Below are 20185 nucleotides of genomic sequence, written 5' to 3'. Positions count from 1 at the left end.
AAATGTTTAGTTTAATATATCTATAGTTTAGTTAATTTTATATAAATTAGTATTGACTCCGATTAATTTCGCATGATATGGTAATTCCAATCTTAACCTTCACTAAACAGGCATTCCTTATATTCTATTTTAACTAAACTAAACTTAACTAAACAAATTCAAACAAGGAGGCATATCCAATGTCAAAATTGAAACTCGGCTACGCGCCTACGCGGCGCTTCGTCTTCAGCGCGGAGGATGCTTATCGCTACAAAGTGATGATTCGCGAAAAAATGGAGAGCTTCGGACTCGATATCGAGATCGCGGATCTTGAAGGCGTTAACGATGAGGGCTTGCTGTATGACGATCATATCGGAGCAGACGCCATTATTGAACGATTCCGCCGGGAGAAGGTGGACGCCGTATTCTTCCCCCACTGCAACTTCGGCACCGAGGATACGGTGGCTCGAGTCGGCAAAGCGCTGGGAAAGCCGGTGCTGCTCTGGGGTCCGCGCGACGAGGCTCCTCTGGAGGACGGCATGCGGCTGCGTGATACGCAGTGTGGGCTGTTCGCGACGGGCAAGGTGCTGCGCCGCTTCAATGTGCCGTTCACCTACGTGACCAACAGCCGGGTCGACGCCCCCGTATTCGAGCGCGGATTCACCAATTTCATCGCCGCGGCCAACGTCGTTCGGCAGTTCCGCGGTCTGCGCATTCTGCAGATCGGTCCGCGGCCCGCTTCCTTCTGGACGATGATGTGCAATGAAGGCGAGCTGCTGGAGAGATTCGGCATCGAGCTCCATCCCATCTCAATCGTCGACATTCAGCGCGCCTCCAAGCGAATCGAAAGCGGCAACGGCTCCGAGCTCGCCGCGGCCATGGATCATATCAAAGCGAAGCTCGACTGGTCGGAGGTAACGGAGGCAGATGTCCGACGCATCGCGGCGCTCAAGGTTGCGATGAAGCAATACGCGGCGCAGACGGGAAGCACGGCGATCGCGATTCAGTGCTGGTCGTCCTTGCAGGATGCCATGGGGATCATGCCCTGTCTGGCCAACGCCATCCTTACCGATGAGCAGATTCCTGTCACTTGCGAGACGGACATTCATGGAGCCATCACGTCGATTATGACGCAAGCGGCAACGATGAATCAGCATCCAACCTTTTTCGCCGACCTGACGATTCGCCATCCGGACAATGAGAACGGCGAGCTCCTGTTCCATTGCGGCAACTTCCCGGTTTCCTTGTCCGTGGAGAACAAGCCAAAGCTTCGCAAGCATTTCCTGTTCGACGATCATTCGCCCGGCACCCATGAGGGGGAGATCCGCGGCGGCGACATGACGCTGGCCCGGTTCGACGGCGATCACGGCGAGTACAGCCTGTTCCTGGGCAAGGCCCGGGGCATCCAGGGTCCTTACACGCGCGGCTCGTATGTGTGGGTGGAAGTGAACGATTGGCCGCTGTGGGAGGAGAAGCTCGTGAAAGGACCTTATGTGCACCATGCCGTCGGCATTCACGCCAACGCCATCCCGGCATTATATGAAGCTTGTCAGTACATTCCCGGCCTGACGCCGGATCCCGTCGACCCGACGGAGCAGGAAATCCAGGCCTGGCTTCGCGGCAAAGGGCTGTAAGAGGAGGAGAAGCATGGATATTCATCAATTGAAATCGAAAGCCGTCCAAATCCGGATGGATCTGCTTCGCATGATTCACCGCGCGCAGGGCGGACATACCGGCGGCTCCCTCAGCAATGCCGATATTCTGACCGCCCTGTATTATCGCGTCATGAACATTGATTCGGGTGCTCCGAAGGATCCCGACAGGGACCGCTTCGTCGCCAGCAAAGGCCATGCCGTCGAATCGCTGTGGTGCATACTTGCCGATCTGGGCTTCTTCCCCCGGGAAGAGCTGGCCACCTTCAGTCAATTCGGCACAAGATTGATCGGCCATCCGAACAACAAGGTGCCGGGCATTGAGATGAATACGGGCGCGCTCGGACACGGGCTCGCCGTATCGGTTGGCATGGCGATAGCGGCCAAGAAGGACAACAAGCCTTATCGCGTCTATTGCCTGATGGGCGATGGCGAGCAGGCCGAGGGCTCCGTATGGGAGGCGGCCATGGCCGGCGCTCATTACAAGCTCGACAATCTCATCGGAATCATTGACCGCAATCGTCTGCAAATCAGCGGCACGACGGAGGAGGTCATGGGACTCGACCCGCTCGACGAGAAGTGGGCGGCCTTCGGCTGGAACGTCGTCTCGCTGGACGGCAACGATATGGAAGCGCTCGTCGAAGCATTCGAGGCCGCTCCGACCCGGCCGGGCAAGCCGACGTTAATCCTTGCCAATACGATAAAGGGCAAGGGCGTCTCCTTCGCCGAGAACGTCGCGAAGTGGCATCATCATGTGCCAAGCGATGCCGAGTTGGAGCAGGCGCTGACCGAATTGTCCGCCGAGCTGGCTAGACTAACGGAGGAAGGAGCTGTACATCAGCATGGCTAATACCATTGCCAATCGTCAGGTTATTTGCGAGACGTTGCTCGACATCGCCAAGGAGGATCGGTCCGTCATGGTGCTTGCGAGCGATTCCCGCGGCTCCGCAGCCATGGCTCCGTTCGCAAGCGCTTATCCCGAGCAATTCATCGAAGTCGGGATCGCCGAGCAGAACATTGTCGGCATCGCCGCCGGACTTGCCCATAGCGGCAAGAAGCCGTTCGTCGCTTCGCCCGCCTGCTTCCTCAGCATGCGAAGCATCGAGCAGATCAAGGTCGACGTCGCATATTCCGCTACCAACGTGAAGCTGGTCGGCATCAGCGGCGGCATCAGCTACGGCGCGCTTGGCATGTCGCATCATTCCGTACAGGATCTGGCCGTCATGCGCGCCATTCCCGGTATTGCCGTGCTTATGCCGGCTGATCGGCATGAGACCCGGCGGATGACGGAAGCGCTCGTCCATTATGAAGGCGGCGCCTATATTCGCATCGGCCGCAATGCGGTCGAGGATGTCTATCCATCCGACGACTACGAATTCGAGCTTGGCAAGGCGGTAATGCTGCGTGACGGCTCCGACCTGACGATCATCGCCTCCGGAGAGACCGTAAGAGTTGCGCTCGACGCCGAAATCGTTCTGCGCGCGGAAGGCATCTCCTGCCGCGTGCTCAACATGCATACGATCAAGCCGCTGGATCGCGAGGCCGTGTTGAGCGCCGCCCGCGAGACGGGACGCATCATTACCGTCGAGGAGCACAGCATTCACGGCGGACTCGGAGCGGCTGTCGCAGAGCTGGTCGGGCAGCACGCCCCGGTTCCCATGCGAATTATCGGCATTCCCGATGAACCGGCCATCGCGGGGAAAACGGCGGAGGTATTCCAGCATTACGGAATCAGCGCACAGGGGCTGCGTCAATCCGCATTCGAATTGATGGAGCGTTGCGACGCATGAAGGAGAGCTGGCTGTTAACGATCGACCAGAGCACCTCCGGAACCAAGGCGCTTGTCATTACGGGCGGCGGGCGCATCCTGTCCTCCAGCGCCATGGCGCACAAGCAATACTATCCTTCTCCCGGCTGGGTGGAGCATGATGCCGTCGAGATTTATCGAAATGTGCTGGAATGTGCCGGAGAGGCCGTTGACAAAGCGGGAATCGGGTCGGAGCAGCTCTCCGCGATTACCTTAACGAACCAGCGGGAAACCGCCCTGGTCTGGGACCGAACAACGGGCGAGCCCCTCGCCCCGGCCATTGTATGGCAATGTCAGCGAACCAGTGAAGCCTGCGAGCAGTTGAAGCAAGCCGGCCATGAGCCGACGGTTAGGGCCCGTTCGGGTCTGCTTCTCGATCCTTACTTCTCCGCCTCCAAATGGCGCTGGCTGCTTGACCATGCTCCATGCGCCAGGCAAAAGCTGGCAAGGGGCGAGCTGCTGGCCGGCACGATCGACAGCTGGCTGCTGTGGAAGCTGACGGGCGGCGCCGTTCACGCGACCGATTATACGAACGCCAGCCGCACCTCGCTGTACAACATCCATACCTTGCAATGGGATGACGAGCTTTGCGGGCTATTCGGCGTGCCGCGCGAGCTGCTTCCCGAGGCGAGGCCGTCTGATGCGGTGTATGGCTATACGCGGGGAGCCGCTCCTCTTGCCGACGGCATTCCCATAGCCGGCGTTATCGGAGATTCTCAGGCCGCTTTGTTCGGCCATCTCTGCCTGGAGGAAGGAATGGCGAAGGCGACCTACGGCACCGGAACCTCCGTGCTTATGAACACCGGGGCAAAGCCGGCAGCCGCGAGCAAAGAGCTTGTCCAAGCCATTGCATGGGGACAAGGCGGGACCGTTACCTATGCGGCTGAAGCCATCATCCGAACCTCGGGAGACAGCATCAAGTGGATACGCGACGACATTGGCTTGTTCGACTCGTTCGATGAGCTCGACGCGCTTCTGCTGCAAGCCCCGGACAATGAAGGCGTGTATCTCGTACCGGCGTTCGTCGGACTTGGCGCGCCGTATTGGCAGCCGAACGCCCGCGCGGCGATCATCGGCATGAATCGCGGCACGGGCAAGGCTCATCTTGCGAGAGCGGCCGTGGAAAGCATCGCTTATCAGGTGAAGGATGCGGTCGATATGCTGCAAGAAGCGACAGGCATTGCGCTCGGAGAGCTGCGCGTGGACGGCGGCGCCTCTTCTAACGATATTTTGATGCAATTTCAAGCGGATCTATTGGCCATTAACGTCATTCGTGCAGGCGCGGCCGAGTTATCCGCCCTGGGCTCCGCCTATATGGGCGGGCTCGCCGTCGGCCTCTGGTCCTCGCTGGAGGAGCTGCGCCTCGTCGCCGTACAGGGCGCAGCCTTCGCCCCCGACATGCATCCCGACGAACGTGCGCGGCACTATGCCGGTTGGAAGCATGCGGTGAGGGCTGTGATCAAGAGTCAAGCTTGATCCCCCTCTGCTGCGCCCACTCGTCCATCCATTCCACTCATCATCTGCTCCCTGCGCACCCTCTACTCACTCCGCACACTGCAGTCGACTTACCTCATGCAGCAACCCCCGTTCCGTCGAAACGACGAGCCGGGGGCTGCTTTGTCGAATCGTTATACAGGAATTTCTCCCTCATATTTCTCCCATCAGCTACAATTTAACCGTTAAGCTGGAATTTCTCCTGCTTAAATCGACAATATAGCCGAAATTCTCAAGCCAGCAGTATTTATACTGGAGTAATTCCACTTTAATGCGCGAAAAACGGAAATGTGGTCAAATCTACTGGACTATTTCCAGTTCAACATACATACCTAACCTCGAGCTCTACACACTCCCCCTTCACCAAACAACAGACGAAAAACATCAGACGAAATTCATGGGATTACTCTATAAACAAATGTGGTTTTGGAAGCAGTAATTCGGTTAACTTCTTTTTCCAATTATGTTACGATATTTCGTGGAGGAGAGCGTATGTCGAAACCTTTAGAGCATTTATGATGACCTTGCTGTTAGGTCCATTCTTACTCCCCCCGTTCCCCGTTCTGGTTTCCATCTTCTTGCTGATTATCGACAGCGAATTGAATAGGAGGTCATCCTATTTTATGAACGATATCTGGAATCAAAAAGAAGTATCCAAAATACAAATCCAGAAAAGAAAAGTCAGAAGGAATTTTGTAATAACATTAATCGTATTCCTAATTGTAATACTTACTTTCATTTTAATAGTTCTTTATTATTCCAAATCTCTTTTATCAGGCACCTGTGGAGTAACCAATTGTTAGATTCAAGGAGGTTTCAGTAGCAAGGAACTATAATCAGCCGGACAACCTTGCACGGATACTTTTTGCAATTATTAAATCCTCAGGAGGCGATGCTATGGCTCTACATAAAATTGAATTTTCCCAAGAATCACTTATAGGTTCACTTACCAAGGAAGTAACTCCTATCCTTTCCGTTTCGCCTGGTGATTCCATACGTTTTGAAACATTAGATGCTGGTTGGGGCACTGGAAGAAGCAACAATGAAAGAGTGAAGCCGTTCTCAAGAAGAGAGAAGTTAGATGGAGGTCACGCTCTGATAGGGCCTATTTATATCGAAGGTGCTAAGAAAGGAACGACTTTAGAGATCACTTTTAATGATATAATCCCTGGGCAATATGGCTTTACTGCTGCTGGTCAATATCCGAATTGGCAAAATCAGAAGCTGCACTTAACCGAATATAAGGAGATTATTCTGGACTGGAAACTTGATAATAAGTCCATGGCGGGAGTATGTGAAATAGGCGGCAACCCCTTCTCTGTTTCGTTGCGACCTTTCATGGGCGTTATCGGAATGCCCCCGGATGATGTGGGCATCCACTCTACTTGGCCTCCGCGTTATTGTGGCGGAAATATTGATTGCAAAGAGCTTGTGAAAGGCAGTAAATTGTATCTTCCTATTCCCGTCGATGGGGCCTACCTCGCTATAGGTGATGGTCATGCCCTGCAAGGCGACGGAGAGATTAGTTGCCAAGCCATTGAATGTCCAATGGAAGTTGTCGATATAACGATAAACTTAATTGAAAAGATACAATTGTCGAACCCTCGAGCCCATACACCCGCAGGGTGGATTACCTTTGGATTTCATGAAGATCTTAATGAAGCAACGGTTCAAGCTTTAGATGGCATGCTTGCTTTGATGGGCGAATTATATGGTTTAACTCGCGTCGAGGCTATGGCATTAGGAAGCTCAGTTGTCGATTTGCGCATAACTCAAATTGTAAATGGGGTAAAAGGAGTGCACGCCTGTCTGCCCCACGGCATTTTGAAGTGAACGCCACTCTTACAGCAAAATATGAGCAGAGAGGACCAAAATACATGCCTGAAGACATTTCCTTTCACCAATTGAATAGGATTGAACCACAGACTCTTGAGCAATTAAGCGATTTGTTGATTGACGCGGTTGAAGACGGCGCTTCAGTAGGCTTCTTATGGCCCTTGTCCAGAGAGGAGGCAAAGGCATATTGGAATAAAGCTCTCGAACCAGGAGTTATATTGTTAATCGCGCAGAAGAATGATCTAATTGTTGGAAGCGTACAATTGCAAATGGCTATGAAGCCGAATGGCGCCCATCGAGCGGAGGTATGCAAATTAATGGTACATTCGTTGTTCCGCAGACTGGGAATAGCAAAAGGCTTAATGGCGGCCATAGAGGAATTGGCTAAAATCAATGGACGAAGCTTATTGGTTCTGGACACTCGCTCGGGCGATCCCTCCAACCGCTTATATCAGTCGTTGAGTTATGTGAAAGTCGGCAGTATTCCAAGTTACGCTCTATCATCCAGCGGGAAGCTGGACGGCACGACTCTGTATTACAAAGAAATCTGATCAGGCAAATCGAAGGGAGCGATTATGCAAACGGAGAAGAATAGAGGTGTGCGATTAATCGTAATCGGGCTGATCGTTTTCTTATTCGGCATGGTGAAAACGACGCCCAGCTACGATACCATCCATCAATGGATGATGAAGAAAAACGGAATTGTCTGCGAGCCGGATTTTGAACTGGGCAACATCTGCTACAAAGATGGAGAAAAAATCATATCTAAATCTGCTCATTTTCAAAATGCAGCCATATACGCCACTTACGAGAAAGATTATGCCTTTAAAAACGGAGAAGAAACCACCTTCAGAACCTTTGGCATATTGGGACTTCTCTTTCGCATGGAGGATGGCTTTTGGTGGAGAATCATCGATTGAATGATTGAAATGATCTAAAGGGCCTTATGAGGACGGAGGTGTTAAAATTGCTCTATATCTTTAGCGGCTTGCCCGGCAGCGGGAAGACTACATTATCGTCAGCTTTAGCTAGACAACTAAGGGCTGTCTATCTCAGGGTTGATGTTGTGGAGCAGGCGATGCGAGAGGCTGGAACGAGTATCGAAGGGCCTGAAGGCTACATGGTGTGCTATGCCGTTGCATCGCAGAATCTCCAATTAGGCCTAGATGTGATAGCAGATACAGTCAATCCCATTCACATCACGCGCCAAGCCTGGCGTAATGCGGCAATTTCTATCGAGGCCTCATTTGTAGAAATTGAAGTGATATGCTCCGACGAGCAAGAACACAGACATCGAGTGGAAAGTCGCGCTGCCGATATTCCTGGCTTTGTCCTTCCAACATGGGATCAGGTAAGAAATCGAAAGTATGAGCGTTGGGACCGCGAGCGAATCGTCATCGACACAGCCCGCCAAACTGTGAAAGAGAGCTTGAATTCATTATACAAGCAGCTAAAACTTAGGAGATGATCTCTATGGGGGGATTATAATGAGCAATGAATATCGCATTCACTTAAGAATGCCAACAATTGAGGAATATAAGGAGCTTTGTCATGCAGTCGGCTGGACTAACTTTATGAATTTCAGTGTTGCAGAAGATTCTCTACGCCAGTCATTGTTTGGCGTTGTTATTCAACTTCAAGATGATACGATCGGCATGGGAAGAATCGTAGGTGACGGGAAGATGTATTTTTATATTCAAGACATCGCCGTTCTTCCTGAGCATCAGAATAAAGGTGTCGGACGTATGATCATGGACGTAATCACCACTTATTTGACTGAACACGCCCCGGAAAAATCATTTATAGGCTTATTTGCGACGAAAGGCAAAGAATCATTCTATCAACCATTTGGCTTTCATAATCATGATGGAATGACGGGAATGTTCGGTGTTATTCACGAAAGCAAAGTCCAGTAACATACATTGCGATAAAGACGAAAAACAGTGACTCAGGGAGGTCTTATAATTCTAAGCATTCTACTGTTGCTATTCATGGTATGCGCCGCATTTGGAATTCCGATTCTGTGCAGAAAAGCTCTGGAACTCATGCAAGTAATTGTGCTAGTAAGCAGCTTCATTTATATGATATCCCATAATCATTATGATTTAAGTGATGGATTTTCGATTGTGTTTATTTGCTGGGTACTCGGGTCTTTAACTGCTTTGTCTCTTCGAAATCGAGAAGCAATGGAGGAAGCTAAGCTGCGGCATGAAGATGAATTTCATCATAAGCATTAAGGAAGCAGAATGGAGCTGATTGCGTGAAATGCAAAGCCTTATTTCTCGATTTTTACGGAACGCTGGTGCATGAAGATGATGATATTCTTCCGGTCATCTACGAGCAAATTAGAGCAAAGGCAGCTACTGCGTGCAGCGCCAAAGAAATTGGCAGCTACTGGTGGAAAGCCTTTTCCGATAGATTCAGAAGCAGCTACGGAGACAAATTCTTGTCGCAAAGAGAGATTGGGATCCAGTCCTTGGCAGAGACTTTAGCCCATTTCGACTCCAGTTGTACGGTTGAAGAGCTGATTTCGCTTCAATTCGAGCATTGGGTCAGGCCTGGCATATACGAAGACACTTTGCAGTTTCTTCAAACTCTCGATGGCATACCGGTATACATCCTATCCAATATTGACACCGCCGATATCCGAGCAGCCATTGCCTATCACGGCATTCAGGCAGCCGGCATTCTAACCAGCGAAGATGTGCGGTCGTATAAGCCAAGACCTGAATTGTTCGTAGAAGCATTGACGCGATATAACTTGCAAGCCAGTGAAGTGATACATATTGGAGATTCCGCAGTCAGTGATGTTGGAGGGGCCCAAGGTTTGGGCATTCGCACCGTTTGGCTGAATCGATCGAATAAATCTTTGCCGGAGGGTATTGTTCCGGACTTTATTTGTAGAAATTTGCATGAGGTGTACTCGCTGATAATAGGGGATGCGATGACATAATGTGAATCATTAGAAAGGAGAGAACGCGATGATTGTACGTGAAACGAAAACGGAGTTCGTCATGACGACGCAGCATGAGCATGCTTGCTTCTCGGGAGAGATTGCCGCCCATTTCAAATCCGAATTATGGATCGACCCCCACCTCTTGGAGGCTGTATTGCTCGCTATTCGGGAGCATGACCGGGGCTGGATTAGCTTGGATGAGACCCCAGTGTGGTATGATCGTATCAAAGCTCCATACTCTTTCATGGATTATCCGCTCTATCCGAAGCTTCCCATGTATACGAGAGGCATTGATGAGGTTGAGGACAGGAATGCCTATGCTGCGCTTATCTGCAGTCTGCACTATGCCTCATTTAAGGCTATTCGGGCCTCTAGTCATCCCGATTGCATAGCCTATATCCAGCATGAAGAAGAGAGGCAGAACCGAATCACCCAGCAACTGCGACTAAGCCCAGCTTCCCCTGTCATCGCACAGCATCTTCGTCTGCTGCAGCTATGCGATGAAATATCTCTCTACGTCTGTATGAATGAGCCAGGTGCTGGCAAGGACGAGGAGCATCCTTGGTATAGGGATGGCTTCGAGACCAGACTTCATGGAGGCTTTCTCCGCCACATGGGTTCATTCCGGGGAAATACGAATGAAGCCCTTTCCGTTCCGAGAAGCGTTCACGGTGAGCTTGAAGAGCAAGCATGTGTCGAAAGAGTCCCGACAGCATTTAGGTATCGCGGAAGCTTATAGGGAAGCCGAGACGCTTGAACAACAGATTCATTTTGTTCCATAGACCGTGTCATTCTGCCCTTCCACTATTCCGAAAGCACAGCCTTATTCCACCTTCGCGGCTCCTTTCTCTGAAGCCTGAACCGCGAACGAATAGGTTATGGTTCCCTGCGGCCAATTCGCTTTAACGAGATAGTACTGCGTCCCCTCCATATCGGCTATCCGAAATCGGTTGTCCTCCATAGGAATGAGCTTATTTTCTTTCGACGGCCCGGTATCCCAGAGCACAACTACGACAGACCCGGCTTTCGGAGCGGTTGTGAAGACAAGCTCAACGGTATCGCCAATTGCAGCAACAACAGGCTTATTGTTCGGATTATTTGATGGAGGCGCTGACGCGGCATCCGCAAAGACTCCAACATTCCCGCTCTGCCAGTGGTAGGAGCCCATCGACGCTGCAATGGTATCGCCCAGGGCAGTGACTTGAAGCGTTGGCGGCTTCAATTGATTCATGCCCGCCTTCAGCATTTCTGCGTCCGCGGCAACAATAGAGCCCGCTCGGGGCATGCTTCCAACAAGCATCGCAAGAATAAACAACGTCAACCCGACTCCCGCCAGTTTACTCATCATGAAACCGCGCCTCCTCATTTCCGTTTCCTTCTAAGACTTCTTATCGAGGAGAAAGGTTGCACTCGGACATGCCTTCCAACTAAAAATAGCAGAACCTGCTACCAAAATCGGTTGACCGCATTGGCGTCTATTGAAACCTTTAGGTTTGAAAGTGCGTCTAAGTAGAAATCGAATATTTGCGGGCACAGCCACGGTAGAATACCGCTTCGAGAATTAGCCCTATACCAGGAAAAGTCGATGATGGACGGAGGCACTCTGAACGTGATGAAGAAATTCACAATAGCAGTTATGGTATTTCTAATTCTTTTTTCAACGGCATATCTTTTTCTTTGTCTGCACAAGAAGAAAGACGTGGAGACAACCTTGCATTTATTTTACGATGGTTTCATCGCCAGGGATTACGCGAACGCCTACACCTTTTTTGATGTGAAGTTTAGATCAGATCTGTCAGAAAGTGAAAAGCAGGGAAGAATTGCAAACCTTCTAATTATGGATCGAAACTGGTATGGCGAAATAAAGCGAATAAAAATAAGTACAGTGTTCTGGTCCGGAAAAAACAGCAGGTATGCGTTTGTAAAAGTCGATGTTGGAAGCAATGAAGCTGTGACGGATAAGATTAAATTAAAACAGATAAACAAGGAATGGGTTATTTCGAAATTTGATTCAGGAATAACCTTGCATTTGCCATGACAAAAATGGAAACGGAGAAAAGAAGAGGCCTGCGGCTGTGAAGCCCGCTTCCAAAAGAATGATCCGCCTCTCTACAAATAAGGCCCCATTTGCTTCGCGAGATTCTCGCCCATCACCATATGCCCGTATTCGCTCGGATGCACGAGATCGCAGGTCATGGCGCTCATATCCGTCATCACTGTGTCACCTTCGATCAGATGAAGATTCGGATGATTCAGCTCCTCAGCATGGGAACGCAGTATTTCATTGAAGCGCCGATCCATTCGCGTGGCATTCGTATCCGCGAAGGTGGCGAAGTTCGGATAGATTGTAATAAGGAAGAGATGCTTGTCGGGATGACGCGCAATGACTTGCTCGAGAAGGTAGCGCGACCGTGACCGGAATACATCCTCAGGCCGATCGTCCCGCATGTTGATGCCAAGCTCGAAGCTGGCGAAATCCCAGTCGTCGCGGTTTGCCAAGAATTCTGCCGTCTCCCGCTCGAATAAGCAGGAACCGCTGAGGCCAGCATTTAGAACATCCACCTTCAGCCTGCGAGCTGCCTGGCTCACATAGGACAGCGAAGCATTGTCGGGACCGTGCGTAATGGAGGAGCCGTACGCCAGCCATCTTAGTCGGGGCATCTCCTCCTTGCGAGGAGGCCTCACCTCATGCCCGAATGTATTCAGATCGTAGAAGATGCCGACGGAGCGCCCGAAGCAGACCCGCCATACCTCTGGAGCAAAGCCCGACTGCAGCAGATGCTTTCGATTAACCATGCCGAATTTCGCCGCAGGCTCTTCAAGGAGCAACGTTCGGCGGCTTCCTGCAGCGAAACGATGCTCGGAATGAAACATGCCGCCTTTGTAGATGCGTATCGCGCTATCCTTCTCCGGTATGCCCAGCGTAATTCTGATCTGCTTCGAGCTCGTGACGAACCGCAGCTCGCAGCCGGTCGCTTCCTCGGATACCACTCGCCCGTGACCATCGAGTATATGTCTGATCTCCCTCGGATATCTGCGCAGGAACAAGCCCTCCACATAGGGAAAGCTCTCCAACTCCGTCACATTATGAAAGTAAATGCCATCTCTTATCATCTTGATCCCTCGTTTCGAGTTTCTTCCTCCGCCCATAGCAGAATACCTACACATTAGCACAAAGGTTTGCGGGAATATGTGATGTATCACAGGATGTTGGTGATAAATAAAGCTATCATTCTTCGTTAAAATTTCAATTCGTGCATCGTATGAACTTTAACGTTCTCCTTCTTCTTTAGAAATCAGCTTCACAAGCAAAAGAAGCTTTGGTCGTTGTTCGCACCCCATTCGAGCCTCACTCGCACGCTACCTGAGCCTCGAGCACCATTCGCATCCGGCGCGCCAAGCATCGGATCTGCTTACAACGTCATTTCGCACCCAAACAAACAGCGGCAGCCCCGAACTTCATTAAAGTTCAGGCTGCCGCCGCCTCCTCTAAACGCCGCTGCCGTTACAGCTTCACTTCATCGCCCGTACGCGCCGACTCGTACAGCGCGGACAGCAGCTTGATCATATGCACGCCGTCGATTGGCTGCATGATCGGCATATCCCGTCCCTGCACACAATCGATGAAATGCTGCAGATAGTCCGAATGCCCATGATGGTCCTTCTTCAGCTTCGGCACAATATCGCAAAGCGTGCCTTCGATTTCCGAAAACAGCTTCAGCTCGCCCTTGTCGAAGGAGAAGCCCGCCTTCGTGCCCCGCAGCTCAACGAAATTCGTCTCTGTCTCAACATTCGAGGCCCAACTGAACTCGACCTGAAGCGTAGCTCCGTTGTCGAAACGGATGAAGCCGGTCGCGAGATCCTCCACATCGAAGGTTCCTTCATCCTTCTTCTCGCCGAAGCCGCTGTGTACGGAATCGCTGATGGAGCTCTCGGCAAACTTCGTGTAGGCAGCGCCCACAACGGACACAGGACGCGGGTTGCCCATCAGCCAGATCGCCACGTCGATGAAGTGAACACCGAGATCGATAAGCGGCCCGCCGCCGGACAGTTCCTTCGTCGTGAACCAGCCTCCCTTGCCCGGAATGCCGCGCCGGCGCACCCAGCCGCAACGACCGGTGTAGATTTCCCCGGCATGCCCGCCTTCTACATATTGCTTCAGGAATTGCACCGCCGGACGAAAGCGGTTATTGCGCATGGTCATGAGCAGCTTGCCGGATTTTTCGGCCGCCGCGGCCATTTTCTCAGCCTCCACGGGATTGATTGCATCCGGTTTCTCGCAGAATACATGCATGCCCGCTTCGAGCGCGGCTACCGCTATCTCGGAATGATACAAATTCGGCGTGCAGATATCGATGAAGTCCAGCTCGGGATGCTTTCGCAGCAGCTCCTTGTAATCCGTATACACATTCGGAATGCTGAATTGCTCCGCGATCTTCTTTGCTTTGGCCTCATCACTATCGCAGGCTGCGACGATTTCTATCTCCGGATGATTCGCCAGCAGAGGCGCATGCGCTCCGCGAAAAATACCTCCCGTACCTACAATGCCGATTTTCAACTTTACAATCATCTCTATCTTTCTCCTCCTCTGTATTGTCCATCATGCTTTAGCGCCTCTACCAGCATCAGCAGCGCCATCGACTGGCCGTAGGGCATGGGACAAATGGGTATATCTTTATAATACTGCAGCGATGCGCCCATTCCGGTTCCGTAGGACACATTCTGCACAATTCCTTCTTCGTCAATTTGCGCGCATACGGCGTCATAAGCCTTCCAGCCCGCGGCAGCAAATCCTTCGTCCAGATAGCCCTTGCGAACCGCCTTCAAAATGCCATAGGCAAAAGCGGCCGTAGCCGATGTTTCCTTGTAGGAGTCCGCATCCGTCAGCAAGGTATGCCACATGCCGTCTTCCCCTTGCAGCTCCGCCAGCTTCTCCACCTGCGTCAGCAGCGAAGCCAGCAGATGCCGCTTCACGCCCTCCTGCACCGGCGCCATGTCCAGGTAATCGACCAGACCGGCCGTATACCAGGAATTGCCGCGCCCCCACAGCGCTCCCGCGAAGTGGTGGCGCCCTAAGAAGGTCCAGCCGTGGAAGAACAAGCCGGTAACGGGATCGGTCAAATATTTCAAATGAACGAGAAATTGATGTACGCTCTCCTGAAGAAAGCTGTCATCCTTCCGAATGACGCTCATGCGCGTCAGGAACAACACCGTCATGTACAGGGTATCATCCCAAATCTGTCCCGCGTTCTCCTCGCCCGACACGATATGCTGCAGCGCGCCTTCGCCTGCCCGCGGCATCTCGTGCATCGCGTACTCCGCCCATTCCTGGCAAAGCGCTCCGTAAGCTTCCTTGCCCGTCTCCTCGTAGAGGTAGCTCAGCGTCAATAGCGGGCACATCGTATTCACATTTTTCGCCGGAATATCTCCGCTTTCGATATGGGAATCGAACCATCCGTACAAGTAATTCAGCAGTTCTTCTCTTCCCGTCTCCTTGTAATACTGATAGAGCGCGAACAAAGCCACGCCCTGCGGCCATTCCCAGTTCTTCATATCGATGATGCCGATCGGAGCCGTCTCCGCGAGACTGCCCTTCATGTTCATCAACTGCTCGATGACTCTGTCGATCAACTCCGTCTTTCTCTGCTTCCGCCTTTGTCCCTGCATAATTCCCCTCCTCATTCCCTTCCATAAGACCATAAATCCGCATTCCGTGTATATAAACAATAATTTAGCGTCCACATTTATTGCGGAACTGCCCGTAAAACCCTTGTCAATTGGTTTTTTCAGCCTCCATAAGAAAACAGCGACCGCTCCAGAACGCGAAATGAGCGTTCCAGGCTATCGCTGTTTTCTTATGGAGGCGTATAGAAGAGGCTACTCGTTTCCCTCTCCTTTTTCTGTTCCCTCTTTCCTCACGAACATTCCCTTCACTTGCTCCCTCAAGGCTTTCGGCAACAGAACATACAAGATGTCGTCCGACTGAATCCGCGTTCGGCCTTTGGGCGTAATAATCTTCTCATTGCGAACAATAGCGGTTACCAGGGCTTCCTCCGGAAGATTGGCATTCCTGATCTCCTTGCCCTCAACCGAGGACTGCTCCTCTACATCGATCTCAATAATCTCCGAATGCGTCTTCCCGATGGAAACAAGCTCGAGCGTATGCGGCACTGCGGCCTTCTTCCCGCCCAACAAGCCCAGCTTGCCCGCCAGATAGGAAATGGTAGAGCCTTGAATTAACGCGGAGGTCAGGACGACGAAGAAGACGACATTGAATATCCGCTGGCTATGCTCGATTCCCGCTATCATGGGGTAGGTGGCGAGCACAATCGGCACGGCTCCCCGCAATCCGGCCCAGGACAGAAAGGTCATTTCCTTCACATTGAACTTCATGAAGATCAGGCTTGCAAGCACGCCAATGGGCCGAGCTACGAACATAAGCAGCACCGACAACCCCAAGCCCTGCCAAATCACCGTTAACAATTGATCCGGGAACACCAATAATCCGAGCAGAATAAACATCGAAATCTGCATCATCCAGGCAAAGCCTTCATTGAAACGAAATATGGAATGCCGATACGTCAGATCCGAGTTCCCGACCAGAACCGCCATCACATACACAGCCAGCAGCCCGCTTCCATGAAGCATCGCCGTGCCGCTGTACGTCAATATGGCAAGCGCCATGGAAAGCACGGGATACAGCCCGGAAGAATCCAGGTTAATCTTGTTAATAACCCAGACCGAGAGCTTGCCGAGGAGAAGGCCCATAACGAGTCCAAGACCCATTTGCCATACAAAACCCAAAATCAGCGTCAAAAAGCTTGCATCGGGATTTTGAATCAATTCAATCAGGGATATGGTGAGAAAGATCGCCATCGGATCATTCGTTCCCGATTCGGCTTCCAGCGTTGCCGTGAGTTTTGGCCGAATATTCTTGTTCCCCAGCACGGCGAATATTGCAGCCGCATCGGTGGAACCGACAATCGCGCCGAACAGCATGCCCTCCAGCCAGGTTAAATCCAATATATACTTGGCAAACGCGCCTATGATAACCGTGGTGAGAAACACGCCAACGGTCGCCAGCGTCGCGGAAGGCGCTATAACCTTCCTCACATTCGACCATTTGGTCTGAAGGCCGCCTTCGAACAAGATGACAATTAACGCAAGCACTCCGAAGAGCTGCGTCAGATAAGCGCTGTCGAAATAAATAAACCTGCTTAACACCATACCGACGGCAATAAAGAACACCAGGGAGGGCACGCCCAATCGAGAGGAGAACTTCGTCGTGATTACACCGATAATTAACAGGGTAGAGAATAGCAAGATGGAGCTGTCTACTGTAAAATCCAATTCACTTCCTCCTCGCTTGCCCATAGCATATGCCGCCTGCTAAACAGCTTTTTCGTCAAAGTTTCTTCCGTATACGTTTTATTGCCCAAAAGGTTTCAAGAATTTTATGCATTCAACCCTTGACTTGGAGTGCGCTCCAAGTTGTAGCATGGGCTCAAGGAGTTTATTTTACCATTTGGAGGGACAACACCATGACGATTAAGAAGCTGGAGCATGTCGGCGTTGTAGTGAAGAGTATCGAGGAGAGCGCGGCGTTTTATGAAAAAACACTGGGGTTGGAGTTGAAGGAGCTCCGACAGCCTGGTCCGAATGTGAGGCTCGGATTTCTCGGATTCCCCGATGACGAGGCATCGATTATTGAGTTCGTGGAACGCTCGAATGCAGAGCCGGCGAGCGAGGGAGTCGTGAATCATATCGCGTTCGCGGTGGACGATATCGAGAAGGAGGCCGCTCGCATCACGGCGCTGGGCGCCGCCTTTCTGAATGAACGCATTATCACCACAGGCGATGGAACCCGCTTCACCTTCTTCGCGGGACCTGACGGAGAGCGTCTGGAATTGTATCAGCCCGCATTGAAGTGCAAGAATTCCAGCGGAGTCAATGGCTGAGACAGATGTGGTAGAATGGTCGTAAAAGGGAGGTGCGGCAAAGTGACGATCATTCCTGAAACCGCAAGCTCGATTAAACAGGCGGCTGAATTCACGGGGCTTTCCCAGGACACGATTCGCTATTACGAGAAGATCGGCTTGCTGCCCTATGCCGACCGCAAGGCAAACGGACATCGAACATACAGCAGAGAGCAATTGGCGGGCATGATCTTCTTGACGCGGCTTAGATCGACCGGAATGACGCTGGAAGAGATGAAGCACTTCCGCAGTCTCTATGAGGAGGGAAATGCTTCGATCCCCCAGCGAAAGTCTATTCTGAAGGAGCATAAGAACCATATTCAGAAGCAGATTGAGCAGTTGCAGGAGACACAGCGAATCCTAGCATACAAAATTGACAATTATGACGAGATTGCAGCCAATCCGGATTTGAATCAGGCAGGCTGCGGCTCCGAAAGCGCGCACGCCGGAAACAACTGATCAGCTCCTGTAGTTCCACTTGGTTTTCTCGCATTTTGGCGTGTTGGCATCTGACATGAGCTTACGAAGCCTCATAACGCTATTTGCCCGAAATCGGACATTTCCCAAATCTAACGAATATTCACAACGCTATTGCATCATAAACGTCTCCTTCACCGTCCAAATACGTGAAATAAGAATACAGTTCTTCGTTAGATCTCTGCACCATGGAGTGAAGGGTATTATAACGTTATGAGTCTTCCTTAGACCTTAGGCCTTCGTCTGCAAAGCAAACAGCTTGCGCACTTGCTCGTTCCTCAGCCACAGCCCTCCCCATACCAGCACAGCCAGATAGACAGGGAACAGAATCGTGGAGAAAAGCGGTGCGTCCAGGCGAACCTGCGTCGCGATAACCCCGCCGAAATAGCCGGTCAGCAGCACCGCGCCCAAAATCGCCGTACGGGGCCATGCATAAATCAGCGTAGCCAGCAGCCCGAGAATCCCCATTACATAGATATGATGCTCCTGAAAGCCAAGCGTTTCAACTGAATCCACAACAAACTCCGGCTTGAAGCATTTCATGATGCTGTCCATCAGCATAAACACGATAGCCGCACCGCTCATCACCCTCGCCGTCCATACTCTGCCTTTAGAAATTGTTCTTGTCATTGTTCATCTCTCCTTCTCAATTGATCCTTCTATGAACACGACGAATGAGAAATAGAGAGATCGACAAGGAAGGCATTATTTTTTTTGAAAAAGTCCTCTTCTAGCCATTCATTAACTTCTTGTCCCTTGGCAGCAGGAACGCGAATATGCCCAGCAGCGGCAAATACGAGCACAACCGAATCGTAAACGCGACGTCTGTCTGATCCGTCAGCCAGCCGAGCGCGACCGAGCCGAGCCCGGCCAGGCCGAAGGAAAGTCCGAAGAACAACCCTGCAATCGTGCCTACCCGGCCAGGCAGCATCTCCTGCGCGTAGACGATAATGACCGAGAAGCCCGACATCAGAATAGCGCCGATCGCCAGACAAAGGATGAGGGCAACACCCGGCGAGGCATACGGCAGCAGCAGGGAAAACGGCGCCGTGCCAAGTATGGAGAACCAGATCACCTGCTTGCGGCCGATGCGATCCGCTAGCGGTCCTCCCAGCAGCGTTCCCGCCATGCCGGCAAACTGCAAAGCGAACAGCACGGTTTGGGCCCGTTCCAGAGACAGTCCGTAATGGTCCATGAAATAGAAGGCGTAATACCCTGTCATGCCTGCCAGATAAACGAACTTGGAGAATAGCAGCGTAAGCAGGACGCCGATTACGAACAGGACAAAGCCTCTCGACAGATTCGATCGTTCGCTTGGCGCAGCCGTTTTGCGCTGCGTCTCTTGCATGAGGCGCAGCCGCGCCTTATACCAGCGAGCCATGTATGCCTGAATAACAATGCCTATTGCCGCGAACAGCATAAACCAGAGGAACGCATGAGGACCGCGCGGCGTCACGACATAGGCGACGAGGAGCGGCGCGAGCGCCTGCCCCGTATTTCCTCCCACCTGGAAGATGGATTGCGCCATGCCCCTTCCCTTGCCTGCCGCGAGATGAGCCACCCGCGACGATTCCGGATGCAGGACGGATGAGCCGATCCCGATGCACGCGGCGGAGAGAATGAGAGCGGCCAGGTTCGGAGACAACGCCAATCCGGCCATGCCGAGCAGCGTGAAGATCATGCCGAGCGGCAGCATGAAGGGCATCGGCTTGCGATCCGTATACGCCCCGATAAGCGGCTGCAGAATCGATGCGGTCAGATTGAGCGTGAACGCAATCCAGCCAATTTGCGTGAAGCTGAGCTGCATGGCTTGCTGGAACATGGGGAATGCCGCCGGAACGGCGTTTTGCATCAGATCATTCAGCAAATGCGCCATGCTGACGCCAAGCAGCGTAGTCGCGGCGACCCGCTGGGACGAAGAAACAACGGATGAAGAATTCGACATTTGTAATCACCTTTTTCGTTTTCTCCCTATCCTAACCCAGCCCATGGGGCGAAACCTCCGAAA

At 51.9% G+C, this 20185-nt stretch carries 21 protein-coding genes; 14 read left to right on the top strand and 7 right to left on the bottom strand.

Annotation, left to right across the window (positions count from 1 at the left end):
• Positions 1–179 precede the first annotated feature (179 nt).
• From HFP08_RS19940 to HFP08_RS19890, 11 genes are all read left to right on the top strand, one after another.
• Positions 180–1613: an L-fucose/L-arabinose isomerase family protein gene (locus HFP08_RS19940; protein ID WP_168122367.1), complete on the top strand. Its 1434-nt coding sequence runs from the start codon at positions 180–182 to the stop codon at positions 1611–1613.
• A 13-nt stretch (positions 1614–1626) separates the two neighbouring features.
• Positions 1627–2481: a transketolase gene (locus tag HFP08_RS19935; protein WP_168122366.1), complete on the top strand. Its 855-nt coding sequence runs from the start codon at positions 1627–1629 to the stop codon at positions 2479–2481.
• Positions 2474–3421: a transketolase family protein gene (locus HFP08_RS19930; protein WP_168122365.1), complete on the top strand. Its 948-nt coding sequence runs from the start codon at positions 2474–2476 to the stop codon at positions 3419–3421. Before HFP08_RS19935 ends, HFP08_RS19930 begins: the two co-directional genes overlap by 8 nt.
• The gene (gene glpK, locus HFP08_RS19925; protein ID WP_168122364.1) at positions 3418–4914 is read left to right on the top strand and encodes a glycerol kinase GlpK; all 1497 of its coding nucleotides are present in this window, start codon (positions 3418–3420) and stop codon (positions 4912–4914) included. Before HFP08_RS19930 ends, glpK begins: the two co-directional genes overlap by 4 nt.
• Before the next feature lie 915 nt (positions 4915–5829).
• A complete protein-coding gene (locus HFP08_RS19920; RefSeq protein WP_168122363.1) occupies positions 5830–6765 on the top strand; it encodes an acetamidase/formamidase family protein in 936 nt (311 codons plus the stop codon).
• A 44-nt stretch (positions 6766–6809) separates the two neighbouring features.
• Positions 6810–7319, top strand: a complete 510-nt coding sequence (locus HFP08_RS19915; RefSeq protein WP_168122362.1) for a GNAT family N-acetyltransferase — start codon at positions 6810–6812, stop codon at positions 7317–7319.
• A gap of 24 nt (positions 7320–7343) precedes the next feature.
• The gene (locus tag HFP08_RS19910; protein WP_168122361.1) at positions 7344–7688 is read left to right on the top strand and encodes a hypothetical protein; all 345 of its coding nucleotides are present in this window, start codon (positions 7344–7346) and stop codon (positions 7686–7688) included.
• Positions 7689–7735: 47 nt separating this feature from the next.
• A complete protein-coding gene (locus HFP08_RS19905; protein WP_168122424.1) occupies positions 7736–8236 on the top strand; it encodes a P-loop nucleotide/nucleoside kinase family protein in 501 nt (166 codons plus the stop codon).
• A gap of 19 nt (positions 8237–8255) precedes the next feature.
• Positions 8256–8684 (top strand): GNAT family N-acetyltransferase, encoded by a 429-nt coding sequence (locus HFP08_RS19900; protein WP_168122360.1) that lies wholly within the window; start codon positions 8256–8258, stop codon positions 8682–8684.
• Between the two features lie 344 nt (positions 8685–9028).
• Complete coding sequence (locus HFP08_RS19895) at positions 9029–9721, top strand: HAD family hydrolase (RefSeq protein ID WP_168122359.1); 693 nt, start codon at positions 9029–9031, stop codon at positions 9719–9721.
• Positions 9722–9749: 28 nt separating this feature from the next.
• Positions 9750–10463, top strand: coding sequence for a DUF3891 family protein (locus tag HFP08_RS19890; protein WP_168122358.1), 714 nt, complete (start codon positions 9750–9752; stop codon positions 10461–10463).
• 84 nt (positions 10464–10547) lie between these two features.
• Here HFP08_RS19890 and HFP08_RS19885 read toward each other — a convergent pair whose 3' ends face one another.
• A complete protein-coding gene (locus tag HFP08_RS19885; RefSeq protein ID WP_168122357.1) occupies positions 10548–11072 on the bottom strand; it encodes a hypothetical protein in 525 nt (174 codons plus the stop codon).
• A gap of 261 nt (positions 11073–11333) precedes the next feature.
• Between HFP08_RS19885 and HFP08_RS19880 the strand changes: the two genes are divergently transcribed.
• On the top strand, positions 11334–11762 hold the full coding sequence (locus HFP08_RS19880) for a hypothetical protein (protein WP_168122356.1): 429 nt from the start codon (positions 11334–11336) through the stop codon (positions 11760–11762).
• Positions 11763–11833: 71 nt separating this feature from the next.
• Here the strand turns inward: HFP08_RS19880 and HFP08_RS19875 are convergent, their stop codons facing one another.
• The 4 genes from HFP08_RS19875 to HFP08_RS19860 all read right to left on the bottom strand — a co-directional run bounded on the left by HFP08_RS19875 (position 11834) and on the right by HFP08_RS19860 (position 17074).
• Positions 11834–12838 carry an SGNH/GDSL hydrolase family protein gene (locus HFP08_RS19875; RefSeq protein ID WP_168122355.1) on the bottom strand — a complete coding sequence of 335 codons (1005 nt, stop codon included), beginning with the start codon at positions 12836–12838 and terminating at the stop codon, positions 11834–11836.
• A 391-nt stretch (positions 12839–13229) separates the two neighbouring features.
• Positions 13230–14294 carry a Gfo/Idh/MocA family protein gene (locus tag HFP08_RS19870; protein WP_168122354.1) on the bottom strand — a complete coding sequence of 355 codons (1065 nt, stop codon included), beginning with the start codon at positions 14292–14294 and terminating at the stop codon, positions 13230–13232.
• Positions 14295–14296: 2 nt separating this feature from the next.
• Positions 14297–15391, bottom strand: coding sequence for a beta-galactosidase BglB (gene bglB / locus HFP08_RS19865; RefSeq protein ID WP_168122353.1), 1095 nt, complete (start codon positions 15389–15391; stop codon positions 14297–14299).
• 210 nt (positions 15392–15601) lie between these two features.
• Positions 15602–17074 carry a potassium/proton antiporter gene (locus HFP08_RS19860; RefSeq protein WP_168122352.1) on the bottom strand — a complete coding sequence of 491 codons (1473 nt, stop codon included), beginning with the start codon at positions 17072–17074 and terminating at the stop codon, positions 15602–15604.
• 191 nt (positions 17075–17265) lie between these two features.
• On the opposite strand from HFP08_RS19860, the gene HFP08_RS19855 reads away from it, so the two are divergent.
• Together HFP08_RS19855 and HFP08_RS19850 are read left to right on the top strand one after the other, a co-directional pair.
• The gene (locus HFP08_RS19855) at positions 17266–17682 is read left to right on the top strand and encodes a VOC family protein (RefSeq protein WP_168122351.1); all 417 of its coding nucleotides are present in this window, start codon (positions 17266–17268) and stop codon (positions 17680–17682) included.
• A 42-nt stretch (positions 17683–17724) separates the two neighbouring features.
• Positions 17725–18159: a MerR family transcriptional regulator gene (locus HFP08_RS19850; protein WP_168122350.1), complete on the top strand. Its 435-nt coding sequence runs from the start codon at positions 17725–17727 to the stop codon at positions 18157–18159.
• 249 nt (positions 18160–18408) lie between these two features.
• On the opposite strand, the gene HFP08_RS19845 is transcribed toward HFP08_RS19850, so the two are convergent.
• Positions 18409–18807: a DoxX family protein gene (locus HFP08_RS19845; RefSeq protein WP_168122349.1), complete on the bottom strand. Its 399-nt coding sequence runs from the start codon at positions 18805–18807 to the stop codon at positions 18409–18411.
• 100 nt (positions 18808–18907) lie between these two features.
• The gene (locus HFP08_RS19840; protein ID WP_168122348.1) at positions 18908–20122 is read right to left on the bottom strand and encodes an MFS transporter; all 1215 of its coding nucleotides are present in this window, start codon (positions 20120–20122) and stop codon (positions 18908–18910) included.
• Positions 20123–20185 lie beyond the last annotated feature (63 nt).

The sequence above is a fragment of the Paenibacillus sp. HB172176 genome (assembly GCF_011947265.1).
In the GTDB taxonomy this organism is placed as follows: domain Bacteria; phylum Bacillota; class Bacilli; order Paenibacillales; family Paenibacillaceae; genus Pristimantibacillus.
The sequence above is the reverse complement of the archived record's forward strand: the minus strand, read 5'-3'. Positions and strand labels throughout refer to the sequence as shown.